The sequence below is a fragment of the Arthrobacter sp. RT-1 genome, assembly GCF_003367205.1.
Lineage (GTDB): Bacteria > Actinomycetota > Actinomycetes > Actinomycetales > Micrococcaceae > Arthrobacter.
In genome coordinates, this window is sequence record NZ_QRGQ01000006.1 from 220,029 (window position 1) to 235,384 (window position 15,356).

Consider the following 15,356-nt stretch of genomic DNA (forward strand, 5'->3'; position numbering starts at 1 on the left):
CGGCGGGTCAGGCGGCCTTTTTGCCTTGCTTTTTCTGGATGGGCTTCTTCGGGGCCGGCTTCTGCTGTGCGGGCTGCTGCTGCGCGGGCTGCTCAGAAAGGGGCGGCTGCTGGGATCGCGTCCCGGCCGCCTCGGCAGGGACGTGCGCTTCCGCCCGCTGGCTGCCGACCAGGATGGCCTCCGTGCTGGCGGTTGAAGCTGCCGGACTCACGGTTTCGGCCGTGGCGTTTTCGGCCACAGCACTTTCGGCTGCGGCGCGGTTGCGGCGCCAGCGTCGGTAAAGGTCGACGGCGGCCATCAGGCCCGCGATCGGGGTGAGGACGGCGGCCATATACACGAACAACATCCAGGTGAGGGTGGTCAGCGGCGGCTGGTTGTTGTGCAGGAGGGAGAGCCCGCCCAGCATTCCCACGGCCCAAAAAAGGATCACCGCCGTCAGGACGGCGCCGGCGGGAAAATACTGGTTGCTCACGATCTTTTTCAGGGTTTCCATGCACTTCCTCCTGCCTGGCGCAAAATGGCCGAACACCGGCGGCTGCCGAAAGTGGCCGCATCAACACCAGTATGAAGCCGGTTATCACGAAAACTCTGCAAGACGCCACCGCGAGTGATGAAGCTAACTGAACGCGCCGCCGTCGTACATTTTTCGGCGCGTCTTCCGCCCGTCCGGACGCCCCGTTACGGTTGGTTTTGTCCACTCGATTTCTGGAGGTTTTTGAATGCGCAAAGTGACCGCAGGCCTGTTCCATTCCGTTGACGGCGTGGTGTCCGATCCCTACAAGTTCCAGTTCGACAGCTTCGACGACGAACTGGGCGAAGGCCTCACCAAGATGATGGAAACAGTGGACACCGTGGTGCTGGGGCACGTGAGCTACCAGGAGTGGGCAGGCTACTGGCCGAACGCGTCCGTGGACGAAGACTTCGCCGCCTTCATCAACCCGGTGGAAAAGTATGTGGCCTCCCGGACGCTCACCGAGCCGCTGGACTGGCAGAACTCGCGCCTGATGGACGCCCCGCTGGAGGAGTTCGTGGCGAAGCTGAAGGAGCGCGACGGCGGCGAGATCGCCGTGTGCGGCAGCATCTCCGTGACCCGCCAGCTGCTGTTCGCCGGGCTCCTGGACGAACTCACCCTGATGACCCATCCCGTGGTGGCCGGCACCGGGCGCCGCCTGTTCGAGGACGGCGACCCGACCACCCGGCTGGTGCTTCAGGACCAGCGGAGCACCAGCAAGGGCAACGTCATCAGCACCTACAGTCGGCTCGAGGGTTAGGACCGGAAAGCGTCCTGCAGACCGTCAGTGGCTGGTGGTACCGCGGCGTGATTCCAGGACCGGCCGGATCCAGCGGTCGGCGGCCAGTCCAGTCGCCAGCGAGTACACCGCCTTGTGCGTCACGTCCACCACCTGTTCCTTCCCGGGCCAGCTGGTGGGCGGGGCGCCGGCGCCGGTCGCATTTTCAAGCGTCTGGTCGAACGCGAGCCGGACAACCGTGTGCTTGGTGTTCGCCAGCGGCCCGCGGATGCCGGTCACCGCCCAGATCCCCCGCACGGAACCGAGCAATGCGCCGGTCCCCCAGTGCATCACGTGGTTCCAGACCAGGGGCTTCTGCGCATCGTCCGGGCGCTGCCCCAGGAGCGTGAGCAGCGTGCGTGCCGGGATGTAGGAGTTGGGCCGCTTGGTCAGGAACTGTTCAACTTTCTCGCCCGCTGTCATCACGGCCACACCGGCAAGGCCACACATGGCACCTCGAGCGGCAGCCGCCAGCAGCACTTGTCCACGGGATCCGGCCATGGTTCCTCCAGTTTGTTCCGGGAGCGGTGACAGAAGCACAGGTACCCCTGCCCTCCTTCGCCAAACAGCTAACCGGGATGTGGAGGCGCCGCCCGTGGCAGGAGCTCTTTGACCCGCCTACCGGGTCGGGGAAAGAAGGCGTTGGACGGCGGCGATATCGCCGGGCGTTGTCCGGCAGCAGCCGCCGATGATGCGGGCGCCAAGGGCCTGCCAGGTGGCGGTGCCTTCGGCAAGGGTCGCCGGATTCCCTTCTCCGGCCGCGCTCCCGGACGGTGTGGCGGGGCTCCAGGTCTTGGTACCGGCATCGTAGGTTTCGCCGGAGTTCGGGTAGGCGACCAGGGGTTTGTCCGTTGCCCCGCGCAGCGCTGTGAGCGCGGGGGTGACCAGGTGGAGCGGCACGCAGTTCACGCCGACCGCCGCAACCTGCGGTTGCTCGTCAAAGAGTTCAGCCACGGCCGCCAGGGGCGTTCCGTCGCTGATGTGTGCGCCATCCCGCAGCGAGAAGGAAAACCAGGATTCGACGTCGTATTCCTGCGTGAGTGCCAGCAGCGCCTTGGCCTCGGCATAGGAGGGGAGCGTTTCACAGGCGAGGAAGTCCGCACCGGCTTCTACGAGCGCCGCGATGCGGGGGCGGTGGAATTTTCTGAACTCGTCCGGCGTCAGGACGTAGTCGCCGCGGTACTCGGAGCCGTCCGCCAGGTACGCGCCGTAGGGGCCAACAGATCCGGCCACCAGCAAGGGCCCGGCATCAGGGTTGGCCGACAGGTGTTCGCGACGGGCCTCATTGGCCAGCCGTACGGACAACGCCACGAGCTCCAGTGACTCCTGCTCTCCCATCCCCCGCTGGGCAAACCCTTGGGGCGTGGCCTGGTAACTGGCGGTGGTGGCAATCCTGGCGCCCGCCGCGAAGTAGTCGCGGTGGACGTCCTTGATCAGGTGGGGCTGTTCCAGCAGGACCTTCGCTGACCACAGGGGATCGTCCAAATTGCAGCCGCGAGACTCGAGTTCGGTGGCCAGGGCGCCATCGGCGGGAAGGTGCTCCCCGGAGTGCAGCAAGGACGACAGCGGCGCGGTTGAAGGCATAGTAGTCATAATACGCATTTTCATATGCTTGTAATGATTATTTCTTTCTGTCACGATGGCAGGCAACCGTCAGCGCGGCGGGAGGAAAGAGGACAGGTTCTTGGACGTTCAACTGCATCCGGTACGCAAGCTGCGCGTGCACTGGCCCATCAGCGGCACCACCTTTGCGCAGCTGGCCAAGGGGAAAGCGAGTGCCTTCCGCGATGATCCGGGCATCGCCCATCTGCTCCAGGCCCTGACGCAGTTCCGGGAGCTGGGCGATTTCGGCAACTACAAGCACGTGTTTGAGTCGGGCCTTGGCTTCGAGGGCTTCACCACAGCGGAGGGCGCCAACCCCACCCTGGGGCGCGTCGGCGAGCAGACTTTGTCGCCCACCTTCGTTTTCACCACGTACTTCGACGCCTCCCTGGAGGACGCCGCCGTCGAGCGCTTTATGCGGCAGATCGTTGACATCCACCCCTGGGAAGTACCGGTGATCGAACTGACCGGACCCATCAGCGTCTCCAGCACGGCACTGGCACCGGCCACCGAAGGTAGTGCAGCATCATGACGGATTCCACCCTCACCACCTCGCTGTGGGAAGGCCTGCAGTCCATCCTCGAGGGCAGGCGGTTCGTGGACCTGACGCACGCTTTCCATCCCGGCCAGCCCCGTTTCGCTGCATTCCCTGATGAGGAGCGGGAAGCCCTCTTCGACATTGAGCGGGGCGACGGGTTCTCCGCCCACCGCTATTTGATTGTGGGCCAGTGGGGAACCCACGTGGACCCGCCGTCGCATTTCATCCGCGGCGGCAGGACGCTCGACGAGATCCCGGTGGAGGAGATGATCCTTCCGCTGGTGGTCCTTGACATCACCTCCAGGGTGGCGGGCAACCCTGATGCCACCCCTACCTTGGAGGACGTGCGGAACTGGGAAAGCCGAAACGGGGCCATCCCGGAGGGCAGCTTCGTGGCGTTGCGCACTGGCTGGAGCCACCGCTGGCCGGACGCCGACGCCATGGCGAACCGGGACAAGGACGGGTTGAGCCACACGCCCGGCTGGTCCCTTGAGGTGCTGTCCTTCCTGATCAACGAGCGGTCCGTCGCGGCGGTAGGCCACGAACAGACCGACACGGACCCGGGCCTCGCCACCTCCCGCCAGGACTTCAGCCTGGAAACTTACGTCCTGGAGCAGGACCGCTGGCAGATTGAACTGCTGGCCAACCTGGACGGGCTGCCGGAAGCGGGCGCGGCCGTCGTCGCCAGCTGGCCCAAGCCGCAGGGCGGCAGCGGCTTCCCGGCGCGGGTATTCGCCATCTGCTGAACCCGGCTGGCGGGCCGTCCCGTTTCCGCTCCACCGAAGCCGCATCACCGCGCCTATGCGCCGCTGGTCCACGTCACCGCTCTGAAGTCGCCGGAACAGCTCGAGGTCGCCGGAAAGTTCCGGCGATCTGGCGGCATTCCGGCGATTCCGGCGCTCCACGGAAAGCTGGGCGGGGAGGGCTGCTCCACTAGACTCGGCTCCATGTCAAAAACCTCCAGCATGGGCCGCGGGATCATGGCCGTCCTGGCCGTTGGTTCCCGCCATGAGGCCGGACATGCCGGCGGAACGGTGGCCGACATCGCCGCCGGCCTGGGCAAGGACCGCAGCCAGGTGTCGCGTTACTTGCGTGGCGCGGAGCAGGAGGGGTTCCTCACCCGCACCAACCAGCGCACCTACAGCCTGGACTGGTCCATCCTCACCGACGCACAACTGCTGACCGAGCGCCGTTTACAGTCCGACGGCGGCATGGCCCTGGACACGCTTGCGCGCCAAACCGATGAGGCGTGTTTCCTCGGGGTGCTCCACGCCGACAGCACCGTAACCATTGGCGAGAGCGTCCCGGCCAGCAGCAACCTGGTGGGCTCCTGGCTGGGCAGGCCCTACCCCGCCTACTGCAGCGACGCCGGGCAGGCGGTCCTGTGGGAGGCGTCGGAGGCAGAGGTGCGCACCGTCTTCGCGGATGTCGCCTTCGTGCGGCACGGCCCGAACACGCCGGGCGACGTGGACGACTTCCTTGCACGGCGCGAGGCAGCCCACGCGCGGGGTTACTCGATCGTGGATGAGGAGGCCGAACCGGGCCTCTACTCGCTGGCCGTCCCCATCCGCGACTTCAAGGGCGATGTGGTGGCGGCGCTCCAGATCGTGGGCATCAAAGACCGGCTGGAGCCGCGCCGGGAAGAATGCGTGGCCGCGCTGGTGACCCAAGGTGAGTGGCTTGAACGCAGGCTCGGGTACCAGCCGCAGGGTTAGTTGGCGTTCTGAAAAGTCCCAAGCCGTTCCGCAGCGCGATGAAGCACCGCCGCGGCAGCTTCGCCGGGCCCGATCCCGGCCCGGTGTCCCAGCACGCTGAGTGAGGCCAGGATGGCGCCGCCGGCGTCCCTGACCGGCACGGCGAGTTCCACTACCTCGTGCTCAAATTCCTCGGCGGCGGCAATGAACCCGCCGGCACGGTCCCGGACCATCAGGTCCCAGACTTCGCCGGTTGAGTGGGCAGCACCCGGCCCGCCGATGCCGATGTAGTTCACGTCGGCCAGCAGGGACTCGAGGGCGGGACGGTCAAAGTCCCACAGCAGCGCCCGCCCGGCGCCCGTGCACCAGGCCGGGGTCACCATCCCCGGCTTCACAAAGCTTCCGGAAACGGCGTCGTTGCTGGAACTGCGCACCAGTATGACGCGGTATCCGTCGCGGACGGAGAGCCGTGCGCGACACCCCAGTGAGGCCACCAACGCCTCAAGTTCGGTTTTAGCTTCCCGGACCCAGCCGGTGTTGAGCGAGGCAGCGAGATTGAAAAAACGCTGCCCGGTCCGGAACGGGCCGCGGTCCACGCGCTCCAGCAGCCCGAGATCGCACAGTTCCTGGGTCAGCCGGGAGACGCGGCTTTGTTCCATGTCCAGCTCAACGGCCAGCTGCGAAACGCCCAGCAGTTGCCGGCCCCGTTTCTCCCGGTCCACCACCAGCCGCACAATCCGGAGCCCCTGCGCCATCGACGACGCCTCAGCGGACGAATCCACGCTTATCTGCCCCTCCCGGCCGGTAACCTCGCCCCATTCTTCCACGCCACCCCTCCTCAAACGGCGAGGCGGAAAAGGCGTGGGAAAGTACGACGGCGACCGCCCGGTAAGGTGCGCAACGCACCTTCCCGGCAGCCGCCGTCGTCCGCTTCCGCTGCTTCACGGGCAATTACTTGGCGGGCAGCGCCTTGCGGCCGTGCCGGAAGTGGAACCAGATGTAGCAGGCGGCCACAAAGGGGATCCCGAAGTAGAGTGCCGCTGCCTGGGTGGGGTCGAGGGCGATGCCAATCAGGGAGACGACGCAGAGCGAGAACGCCAGGATGGGCACCAGCGGGAACAGCGGGGCCTTGTAGGCCAGGGCGGAAACGTCGCCGCCCTTGCGGACGAAGGCGCGGCGGTGGAAGAAATGCGATGCGGTGATGGACATCCACACGCCCACCACGGCGAAGCCGGCCACGGAAACCAGGACCAGGTACACCGTTTCCGGGGCAACCACGCTGCTGATCAGGGAGGCGAGGCCGCCCACCATGCTCACCGAGAGCGCGATCAGCGGGATGCCGCGGCGGGTCAGCTTTTTGAACGCCCGCGGCGCGTGGCCTTCATCGGCGAGCGAGTAGAGCATGCGGGCGCAGGAGAAGAGGCCGCTGTTGCCGGCGGAGAGGAGGGCGGTGATGATGACGAAGTTCATGATGTCGGCGGCGAACGGGAGGCCGATGGCGGAGAAGACCGTCACGAACGGGCTCTCGTCCAGGCCCACCTCGCTGTACGGGATGGTGGCGGCGATGACCGCGATGGCGCCGACGAAGAAGATGAGCAGCCGGATCACGGTGGTGCGCATGGCCTTGGGGATGCTGGTGGCCGGGTCCTTGGTCTCGCCTGCCGCGACGCCGATGAGTTCGGAGCCGGAGAAGGCGTAGAAGACGGCGAGGACGGTGACCAGGACGCCTGTGAAGCCGTTGGGGAACAGGCCGGCCTCGGTGGCGAAGTTTTCGAACAGGAACGGGTGGCTTTCGCCGCCGCTGAGCGGGCGGAAGCCGAACAGCGCCGCGCCGCCCAGGACGATGAGCCCGATGATCGCGGCGACCTTCACGATGGCGAACCAGAACTCGGACTCGCCGAAGAACTTGGAGGACACGGCGTTGAAGCCGAAGAGCAATGCAGCAAAAATGAGGCACCAGACCCAGACCTCCACGTCCGGGAACCAGCGCTGCATGAGCAGGCCGGAGGCGGTGAATTCGGAACCGATGGCCACCGCCCAGCAGAGCCAGTACAGCCAGGCGGTGGCGAAGCCGGTGGCGGGGCCGATGGAGCGCGCGGCGTAGATGTGGAACGCGCCGGACACCGGGTAGGCGATGGCGAGTTCACCCAGGCAGGCCATCACCAGGTACACCACGAAGGCGCCCACCAGGTAGGCGATCACGGCGCCGAGCGGGCCGGCCTGGGAGATGGTGTAGCCGGAGCTGAGGAACAACCCGGAGCCGATGACGCCGCCCATGGCAATCATGACCAGGTGGCGCGGCCCCATGGACCGGCGGAGCCCTGATTCTGCCTGTTGTTGCGTTGCCGGTTGTGATCCGGCGGACTGCTCATCCAGCGTGAGCGGTGCTGAGGGTTCCACGGGCTTCTCCAAGGTGGGGGTCGGTGCGATGGGGCGAGCGCATTCCTTTGGTTCCGCCCCCGGGAAACGAAGAAGTGCACGTCGACAGTGCTGAAAGTAGCACGCCTGCCGAATTTGCGGTCACTAAACACATAAAGGCATGCTTATGTTGCACGCTGTTACTTCCGGTGACCACGTCCCGCGGCACGTCCCTGATGGTTACCAGGGAGCAGGGTCCGCTGGGTCGTCCGCCGCAGACTGAGTGTGGCTGGCTGGGATGGGCTCGGTTGACTCCGCTGGGGCAGTGTTAATTCCTCCCCGCCCGCGCCCACCCTGAACCAGTTCGTTCGCGGCCTGCGTCACGGTGAGTGCTCTTCCACCAGCCCAGGCAAGACCAAACCGGATGGGGCCTGCTTCGGCACGGGCCCTGGCGGTGATCGCCTCAACCCGTTTCGCTTCCTCCCCGTCCAGGGGCCTTCCATGTTCCAGGCGGTAGGCGTTCGCGGCGGCGAGTAGGCGGATGGCGGGATCCAAACGATTCTGCGCCGCATATACGCCAGCGAGCGATTCAAGGACTGCAACAAGGTTGCTCTGTGCACTGAGTTCAAGCGACGCATCAACGGCTTCATGCAGCAGCCGTTCCGCGGCATCGTAGTCACAACTCTGTTCAGCGCATTCGGCGAGATTGGTCAGCACCACGCCGAGCAGCGAGCGGTCGCCGATCGGCCTGCCGACCTCAACACAGCGCCGGGAGAGGTCCAACGCCTGCTGGTGGTCTCCCTCGAAGAATGCCAATCGGGACAAGAGAACCAGGACCGAGATACGGGTGCGAAGGCTGGCATCCGGAGCTGCCAGCACGTCCGCGGAGAGTTGTCTGGCTTTGCTTGTCTTACCGCTGTAGGCGGCCTGGACGGCGAGGCACATCATTGTCCAGGCGGCGGCAGGACTGTTTGAAGTTTCCCGGAAAGCTTGAAGCGCCAGACCGTGGAGGTTCGCCGCCTGGTCATACCGGCCCAGGGCCCAGCACAAGGTGGCTGCTCCGCTCAGTGCCGGCCCCCGGAGTTCCGGTGGAGCATCCGGCGCTGCTTCCACCAGCGCCACAGCAATCCCCTGCTGCTCTGCAACATCTCCCGTAATTTCCCAGTAATGCCAGAGCTGACCTACCAGGCGCAGCGCCAGTTCCGTCGAACCATCCGGTCCTGCGGCCCAGAGCAGTGCCGCACGCAGGTCCGGAGCATCAGAGTGCAGCGTCCGGAACGCCTCAACCTGGTCCCGGCCCCACAGCTGCGGGCCCAGGGCCTCGGCCAGGGAAAGGTAATGCTCGGCATGTCGGCGACGCACGTCCGCTGCATCATTGAGGAGCAAGAGCCGGTTTCGGGCAAACTCCCGGATTGAATGCAGCACGGATACCCGTTGGCGTCCCGCGTAGTCGCTGTAACGCCGTACCAGGCTGTGGGCCGCGAGCGCAGACAGCACGTCGTCCACCGAAAGGGGCTTGGCCGAGGTCTGCCCGCAGACCGCGCCGATTGCTGTCACCGTGGGGTCACCGGCAAAAACGCCGATTCGATCGAATAGCAGCCGTTCAGCGTCCGGGAGCAGCTGGTAACTCCACTCCATCGTGGCCGTCAGGGTCCGCTGCCGGTCAGGAAGGTCGCGGAACGCGGCGGGCATCGCGGCCAGGCTGACTTCCAGTTCGGCCAGGAGGGCACGCTCGTCGAGGCGCCGCAGTTGTGCCGCGGCCAGTTCGATGGCGAGCGGCAGGCCGTCCAGCCGGTGACACAGCCGGGTCACCACGACTGTGTTGCCATCGTTGACGTCGAAATGGGGACGGACCGACCGTCCACGGTTCACGAGCAGCTTCACAGCGGGCACTTCCCGCAGCTGGCGCGGCGGCAGCGGCGGTTCGAGCGAGGGCAGTTCAAGCGGCGCCAGCTCAAACTCATACTCGGGGCGCAGCCCGAGCCGCCGGCGGCTGGTGGTGAGGATCCGGAGCTCAGGGGCTGCGGTGAGCATGTCCAGCACCACCGGCCAGGCATCCTCTAGGTGCTCAAAGTTATCCAGGACCAGAAGCAGGCGGCGCCGATGCAGGAACCGCGATGCGATCTTCAGCGGATCGTCGCCAGCGCCCGCCTCCAGCCCGAGAGTCGATGCGATAGCACCAGGCACTTGCTGAACCTGCGTGAGCGGTGCGAGATTAACCCAGCCCACGCCGTCGGCCATGCGCTCGCGCAGCCGGGCAGCAGCGGCCAACGCCAAGCGGGTTTTTCCCGTCCCGCCGGCACCGGTAACGGTGACGAGCCGGCAGTCCTCCGACCGGTACAGGGAACACACCTCCCCCAGCTCATTCTCCCGGCCCACGAGCGGCGTAAGTGCAGCGGGAAGGTTGTCCAGTCGCTGCCTGCTCCGGCGCTGTCCTTGCACCGCCGGAGTATTCAGGGACGGATCCTGTCGAAGCACCAGTGTTTCGAGCTCCCGAAGCCGGACACCTAGATCAATACCAAGTTCAGTGGTGAAGGTTTCCCGGGCCTCGCGGCAGGCGGCGAGTGCATCTGCTTGCCGGTCCGAACGGTACAAGGCCAGTACGAGCGATGCCCACAGGCGTTCCCGGAAGGGATGCTGCGGCACTAACCGCTGCAGCTCCCCTATCAGGGCGGCGTGCCTGCCCAAGGCGAGTTCGATGTCGAAGAGGTCCTGGTATGCGTCCAGCCTGGATTCCTCCAGCCCGTCCAGGTCCGCTGCCATCAGCTCGATATCGGCAAGGTCCGGGAAGGCGGGCCCGTTGAACAATTCCACTGCCTGACGCAGATGCCTGGCTCCTCCCGCCAAGTTGCCGGCCTGCACCGCCCGCGCGCCGGCAGCCACCTGCCGACGGAACTGGAGCAGGTCGAGTTCATCATCAACAACGGCAAGGAGATAGCCGCCCGGCCTGCTAGCCAGCCGCTGAGAGGCGGAGCCTTTAGGCCGGGCGGGTTCGAGCAGGCTCCTCAAATTGGCTATATACACCTGCAACTGCGGGAGTGGATGCGCGGGAGGGCGCCCGTCCCACAGAACCTCGGCCAGAAAGTCGGCGCCCACAACCGTGTTTGCCCGAAGGGCCAGGCACTCGAGGACGGTCCGCAATTTCCCACTGCTGACCGAAACTGACGCGCCGTCGGCTATGACAACCAACGGCCCCAGCGCCCTGATCCACAATGTGCCCATTGCCGAGCACCCCTCACTGACCGGCTGCAGAAGCGGGCTGACCCGTTCCGGCAGAGCTCTCGACCAGCGACCCCTAGCGTCCGCACTGTCACTGGTGCACCCCGAGGAGCGACACCAACCCCATCATGCTCCCGGGCACGGGCGGGGTCCAGTGTTCTGGTCCAGATTAAGGACGGGTTAAGCCGCCGGAGCCATTCTTGAGCCACTCAACCGAGTAAATCTGAAAGGAAGATCCCATGAAAACTGCTATAGCCCGCACACTGGCCCCCGCCGCCCTTGCCGCAGCAGCCCTCGTGGCGCCGGCACCTGCGGCTGTTGCCGCTGCCGTCCCCGGCCCGATCGAAGGCTCGTTCACAGTGTCCTGTCCTGGCTTCAAAGTGGTGCTCACTGCCGAGGGCAAGATCGGAGTCATCACACTGCCCGGCGAGCGCGAAAAGATCATTTGGCCGGGGCTCAGCATGACTGTCACTAATAAGGAGGGCGAATCCGTCACCTATACGGGCGCCTCAGGCGTGACCCACATCCAGTACCTGGAGGATGGCAGCCAGCTCGTTACCGCTACCGGACCCAATCTCATCACTGTTCCACGGGCGAACGGACACCCGGTGGGGGTTTACTTCACTACCGGCACGGTCAGTTGGACGCTCGACCGTAGGGGAAAGGAAGTCGGGGGCATGTTCACTGGAACGGGCACGGTGACTGACGTCTGCGCGGCCCTGGCCGACTGATCCTAAGTCAGGTTCTGCTCCAGCATCCGGCCAATGATCCGGGCGCCTTCCGGGAAGGCGCCCGGATTCGTGCCCGAGAAATTGAGCCGGATGAATGGACCCGCCGGTTCCGCGGGAAACCATTCGTCCCCCGGGGCGATGATGACCCCGGCGGCTTCGCAGTCCCTGGTCAGACGCTGCAGGTCCGTCCCATCAGGCAGCCGCAGCCACAGGTTCAGGCCACCCTTGGGCACCTGCACGATGTGGGCATGGGGAGCGTACTCGCGCAGGCTGGTGACCAGCAGGTCCCGGCGGGACTCGAGCTGGTGCCGGAGGCTGCGCAGGTGCGTCTGCCACCCGGGCTGCGTGACGACGTCGAGCGCTGCGGCCTGCAGCAGGCCACTGACGTACATGGATTCGGCCGCGCGGTCGGCCAAGATGCGTTCCCGCGCCGGACCCCGGGCAATCACCGCTGCCACCCGGATAGATGTGGACACACTTTTGGTCAGCGAGCGCAGGTAGACGACGTGCCCGGAGTCGTCACGCGAAGCAACCGGCACGGGATTCGACGTGATGCCGAAATCGTGCGCCCAGTCGTCCTCCACCAGGAACGCGCCCTTGGAACGGATCACGTCCAGGACCTGGTCGCGGATCTGGGCCGACCACTGCGCGCCGGTGGGGTTTGCATAGTTGGGCTGTGCGTAAAAGAGCCGGGCACCGGATTCGTCGAAGGCGCGAGCCAGCTCTGCCGGGTCCGGCCCGTCGGTCCCGGTGGGCACCGGGACAACGCGCACTCCGGCCTGAGCGGCCGCCAGGATGGCACCCCAATAGGAGGGCGATTCCAGCAGCAGCGGCTGGCCCCTCCCCACCAGGGCGCTGAAAATGGAGCTCAGCCCGCTCTGGCTGCCGGGGAGTACGACGACGTCGCTCGGGTTGGGCGGCGTGGTCCCGGCCGGCGTGGACGCGCCGAGCTCGTGCGCAAACCACGACTGCAGCTCCGGCATTCCGGCAGCCGGCGGGCGGGACAGCGCGGCGTCACCACGTGCAGCACGGGTGAGGGCTGCCCGCACCAGGCGCTCGGGCAGGAGCTCACGGGCCGGGTATCCGGAATGGAAGGAGATGGCGTCAAGCGGCACGTCACGCATGGTCGAAGAGGCCGATGGCAGTGAGGCCAGCGGTGAGCGGAGGGCCGCCGTCTGCCAGCCGTAGTCCGATGGGCGGGCTGTGCGTATCGCACGCACGAACGTCCCGACGCCAGGGCGGCTCTCGATCAGCCCCTGGGCCGTGAGGGTTTGCAGGGCCTTCTGCACCGTGACGGGGCTGGCCTGGTATTCGGCTACCAGGGAACGGGTGGACGGCAGCTTCGCTCCGGGGGCGGCTGCGGTCATCCAGGATTTCAGGTGCGCCACGATCCGCGAACTGCTATCGTTGTTCATGAGAGACAATAGTAGCGCTACTCATCCACAGCGCATAGTGTTATCCAGCGCGAAGCCCTCCGGAGTATGGCTGGGCTTCATCGGCGTGGCGGCCTTCTCGTTCACTGTTCCGTTCACCAAGGTTGCCGTGGCCGGCCTGTCCCCGCTGTTCATCGGCTCCGGCCGCGCAGTGGTGGCAGCCCTACTGGCAGCCTTTGCCCTCGCGCTTACCCGGCAGCCGCTCCCCCGCGGCGCGCAGTGGGTGCGTGTCGCGGTGGTGGCTGCCGGCGTCGTCGTTGGCTTTCCGCTAACCACTTCCTTTGCCCTGACAACCGCCCCCGCAACCCACGGCGCAGTGGTCATTGCCCTGCTGCCGGCCGCGACGGCCACCGCCGCGGTCATCCGAGGGCGGGAACGTCCACGGCCCGCCTTCTGGCTCATTACCGCTATGGGTGCCCTGGCAGCGATCAGCTTCGCTTCCATGCAGTCCGGCGGCTTCGGTCAGCTGCACTGGGCGGACCTGCTGCTCCTGGGCGCCGTCGTCGCTGCGGCAATCGGCTACGCCGAGGGCGGCATGCTGGCCCGCGAGCTCGGCGCGTGGCAGACCATCTCCTGGGCCTTGGTCCTCGCTGTGCCGCTGATGCTGGTCCTGGCCGTGCTCTCCATTGCCCAGCAGCCGCCGTCGGCCTCCCCCGCCCAGTGGGCGGCGTTTGCCTACCTCGGCGTGGTGAGCATGTTCCTCGGCTTCTTCGCCTGGTACCGGGGCCTGGCCATCGGCCCCATCGCCCAGGTCAGCCAGATCCAACTTATCCAGCCCGTCCTGAGCATCTGCTGGGCCGCCGTCCTGCTGGGCGAGGACCTGACGTGGACCACCATTCTCGGTGGTGTGGTTGTCATCCTGTGCGCCGGCGCCGCCGTGCGCGTCCGGCTCAGACCTGCCACTCCCAACCATGCCCTGCCGCCCATCACCAGAACCCTCCAGCCCGTAAAGGACTAGCACCATGTACATTCCAGCCCATTTCGCTGTCACCCCCGACGACGTGCAAGACCTGCTCACCCGGCCGGGCGCGCTGAACCTGGTCACCATGACCCCGCAGGGCCTGCTCGCCACACTCCTGCCGTTTGTTTTCGATCCCACCGTTGGGGAGCACGGCGCACTGCAGGGCCACGTTGCCCGGAACAACACGCAGTGGTCCGAGCCTGTCACCGGAGAGGCCCTGGCCATCATCCAGGGCGAAGATGCCTACATTTCGCCGTCCTGGTACGCGTCCAAGGCTGAGCACGGGCGGGTTGTCCCCACGTGGAACTACACCACCGCCCACGTCTACGGCAGGCTCGTCATTCACGACGATCCGGAGTGGCTGGAGCCGCAGGTCAGGCGGCTCACCGGAGTCCATGAGGCCGGCTTTGAGCACCCGTGGAGCATGGACGATGCGCCCGAGCGCTTTATTTCCGGCCAGCTCCGGGCCATCGTGGGGGTGGAACTGGTCATCGCCCGCATCGAGGCGAAGGCGAAGCTGAGCCAGAACCGGCCCGAGGCCGACGTTGACGGCGTGATTGCAGGCCTCAGCGGCCGGGGGCACGCAGAGTCTGCCGCCGACGTCGAACGCGCCCGGGAAGCAACCCGCGCGGGCGGTCTCAGGCAGCAGGCTTGACCAGCTCCTCGCTCTTCTCCCACAGGCCGCGCGCCAGCTCGGCGTCGTACGCCTGCGGATTGGCCTTGGCCAGGGCACGCTTGGCGTAATAGGCCCCCGAGATCCAGTCGGTGCCGGGCGTGCCGTTGATCAGCCAGAGCATGGTGTCGGCGCCCTGGTCGGGAGTGAGCATAAAGCGGTTCAGCAGCGTCTTGTACGCGTGCCGGAACGGGCTGGTGGACTCTGCCGCGAAGTTGGTGCGGACCACGCCCGGGTGGAACGCCGCCGTCGTAATTCCCTGCCCGCTGAAGCGGCGGTGCAGCTCGGACGTGAAGAGGATGTTGGCCAGCTTGCCCGTGCCGTAGGCGCGGTTGGTGGAGTAGCTGTGCTCGGAGTTGAGGTCGAACAGGTCCAGCTTGCCGATGCCGTTGGCGCCGCTGGCGGTGTTGATGACCTTGGCGTTGCTGGCGGTGAGGGTGTCCATCAGCAGCGTGGTGAGCAGGAACGGCGCCAGGTGGTTGATCTGGAACGTGGACTCGTTGCCGTCCACCGTGAGTTGGCGCTTGCCCATGATGCCGCCGGCGTTGTTGGCGAGGACGTCGATGCGCGGATAGTCGGACGTCAGCTGCGCGGCGAGGGTGCGGACCTGGTCCAGTTCGGCGAAATCGGCCACGAAGTAGTCCGCGTTGATGTCCTTGGCGACGGCACGGGTCTTCTCGTCGGATCGGCCAACGACGACCACCTGCTCCCCCGCCTCGCTCAGGCTCCGCGCGGCTGCTGCGCCGATGCCGTCGCTGGCGCCGGTGATCACGATGGTGCGTTGGGTCAAGGGGTGTCCTTTGGTCGGTTCGTTCCCGAAGAGGGTGACTCTGGCACAACGACGCCGGGCCGGCCGGC

General features: G+C 66.4%; 15 protein-coding genes. 7 read left to right on the top strand and 8 right to left on the bottom strand.

The window, feature by feature from the left end; genetic code table 11:
• Positions 1-7 precede the first annotated feature (7 nt).
• Positions 8-493, bottom strand: coding sequence for a hypothetical protein (locus DXK94_RS07285; RefSeq protein WP_115524436.1), 486 nt, complete (start codon positions 491-493; stop codon positions 8-10).
• A gap of 226 nt (positions 494-719) precedes the next feature.
• Between DXK94_RS07285 and DXK94_RS07290 the strand changes: the two genes are divergently transcribed.
• Positions 720-1,271, top strand: a complete 552-nt coding sequence (locus DXK94_RS07290; RefSeq protein WP_115524437.1) for a dihydrofolate reductase family protein — start codon at positions 720-722, stop codon at positions 1,269-1,271.
• A 24-nt stretch (positions 1,272-1,295) separates the two neighbouring features.
• Here DXK94_RS07290 and DXK94_RS07295 read toward each other — a convergent pair whose 3' ends face one another.
• A complete protein-coding gene (locus DXK94_RS07295; protein ID WP_115524438.1) occupies positions 1,296-1,790 on the bottom strand; it encodes a hypothetical protein in 495 nt (164 codons plus the stop codon).
• A 117-nt stretch (positions 1,791-1,907) separates the two neighbouring features.
• Positions 1,908-2,873, bottom strand: coding sequence for a homocysteine S-methyltransferase (gene mmuM, locus DXK94_RS07300; RefSeq protein ID WP_181884763.1), 966 nt, complete (start codon positions 2,871-2,873; stop codon positions 1,908-1,910).
• A gap of 55 nt (positions 2,874-2,928) precedes the next feature.
• Between mmuM and DXK94_RS07305 the strand changes: the two genes are divergently transcribed.
• From DXK94_RS07305 to DXK94_RS07315, 3 genes are all read left to right on the top strand, one after another.
• Positions 2,929-3,423 (top strand): hypothetical protein, encoded by a 495-nt coding sequence (locus tag DXK94_RS07305; protein WP_115524439.1) that lies wholly within the window; start codon positions 2,929-2,931, stop codon positions 3,421-3,423.
• Positions 3,420-4,175 carry a cyclase family protein gene (locus DXK94_RS07310; RefSeq protein ID WP_115524440.1) on the top strand — a complete coding sequence of 252 codons (756 nt, stop codon included), beginning with the start codon at positions 3,420-3,422 and terminating at the stop codon, positions 4,173-4,175. Before DXK94_RS07305 ends, DXK94_RS07310 begins: the two co-directional genes overlap by 4 nt.
• A gap of 201 nt (positions 4,176-4,376) precedes the next feature.
• Positions 4,377-5,144: an IclR family transcriptional regulator gene (locus DXK94_RS07315; protein WP_115524441.1), complete on the top strand. Its 768-nt coding sequence runs from the start codon at positions 4,377-4,379 to the stop codon at positions 5,142-5,144.
• Here DXK94_RS07315 and DXK94_RS07320 read toward each other — a convergent pair.
• The 3 genes from DXK94_RS07320 to DXK94_RS07330 all read right to left on the bottom strand — a co-directional run bounded on the left by DXK94_RS07320 (position 5,141) and on the right by DXK94_RS07330 (position 10,490).
• Entirely contained in the window at positions 5,141-5,905 is a 765-nt protein-coding gene (locus tag DXK94_RS07320; RefSeq protein WP_115524495.1) for an IclR family transcriptional regulator, read from the bottom strand. The two genes, DXK94_RS07315 and DXK94_RS07320, sit on opposite strands and share 4 nt — an antisense overlap.
• Before the next feature lie 169 nt (positions 5,906-6,074).
• Complete coding sequence (locus DXK94_RS07325) at positions 6,075-7,523, bottom strand: amino acid permease (RefSeq protein ID WP_115524496.1); 1,449 nt, start codon at positions 7,521-7,523, stop codon at positions 6,075-6,077.
• A 198-nt stretch (positions 7,524-7,721) separates the two neighbouring features.
• Positions 7,722-10,490, bottom strand: a complete 2,769-nt coding sequence (locus DXK94_RS07330) for a BTAD domain-containing putative transcriptional regulator (RefSeq protein ID WP_181884758.1) — start codon at positions 10,488-10,490, stop codon at positions 7,722-7,724.
• A gap of 449 nt (positions 10,491-10,939) precedes the next feature.
• Here DXK94_RS07330 and DXK94_RS07335 point away from each other — a divergent pair, with 449 nt between their 5' ends.
• Positions 10,940-11,431, top strand: a complete 492-nt coding sequence (locus tag DXK94_RS07335) for a hypothetical protein (RefSeq protein WP_115524443.1) — start codon at positions 10,940-10,942, stop codon at positions 11,429-11,431.
• Positions 11,432-11,433: 2 nt separating this feature from the next.
• Here the strand turns inward: DXK94_RS07335 and DXK94_RS07340 are convergent, their stop codons facing one another.
• The gene (locus DXK94_RS07340; RefSeq protein ID WP_115524444.1) at positions 11,434-12,846 is read right to left on the bottom strand and encodes a PLP-dependent aminotransferase family protein; all 1,413 of its coding nucleotides are present in this window, start codon (positions 12,844-12,846) and stop codon (positions 11,434-11,436) included.
• On the opposite strand from DXK94_RS07340, the gene DXK94_RS07345 reads away from it, so the two are divergent.
• Positions 12,845-13,822 (top strand): DMT family transporter, encoded by a 978-nt coding sequence (locus tag DXK94_RS07345; RefSeq protein ID WP_115524445.1) that lies wholly within the window; start codon positions 12,845-12,847, stop codon positions 13,820-13,822. The genes DXK94_RS07340 and DXK94_RS07345 overlap by 2 nt on opposite strands.
• A 4-nt stretch (positions 13,823-13,826) precedes the next feature.
• Entirely contained in the window at positions 13,827-14,480 is a 654-nt protein-coding gene (locus tag DXK94_RS07350) for an FMN-binding negative transcriptional regulator (protein ID WP_115524446.1), read from the top strand.
• On the opposite strand, the gene DXK94_RS07355 is transcribed toward DXK94_RS07350, so the two are convergent.
• The gene (locus tag DXK94_RS07355) at positions 14,464-15,288 is read right to left on the bottom strand and encodes an SDR family NAD(P)-dependent oxidoreductase (protein WP_115524447.1); all 825 of its coding nucleotides are present in this window, start codon (positions 15,286-15,288) and stop codon (positions 14,464-14,466) included. The genes DXK94_RS07350 and DXK94_RS07355 overlap by 17 nt on opposite strands.
• Positions 15,289-15,356 lie beyond the last annotated feature (68 nt).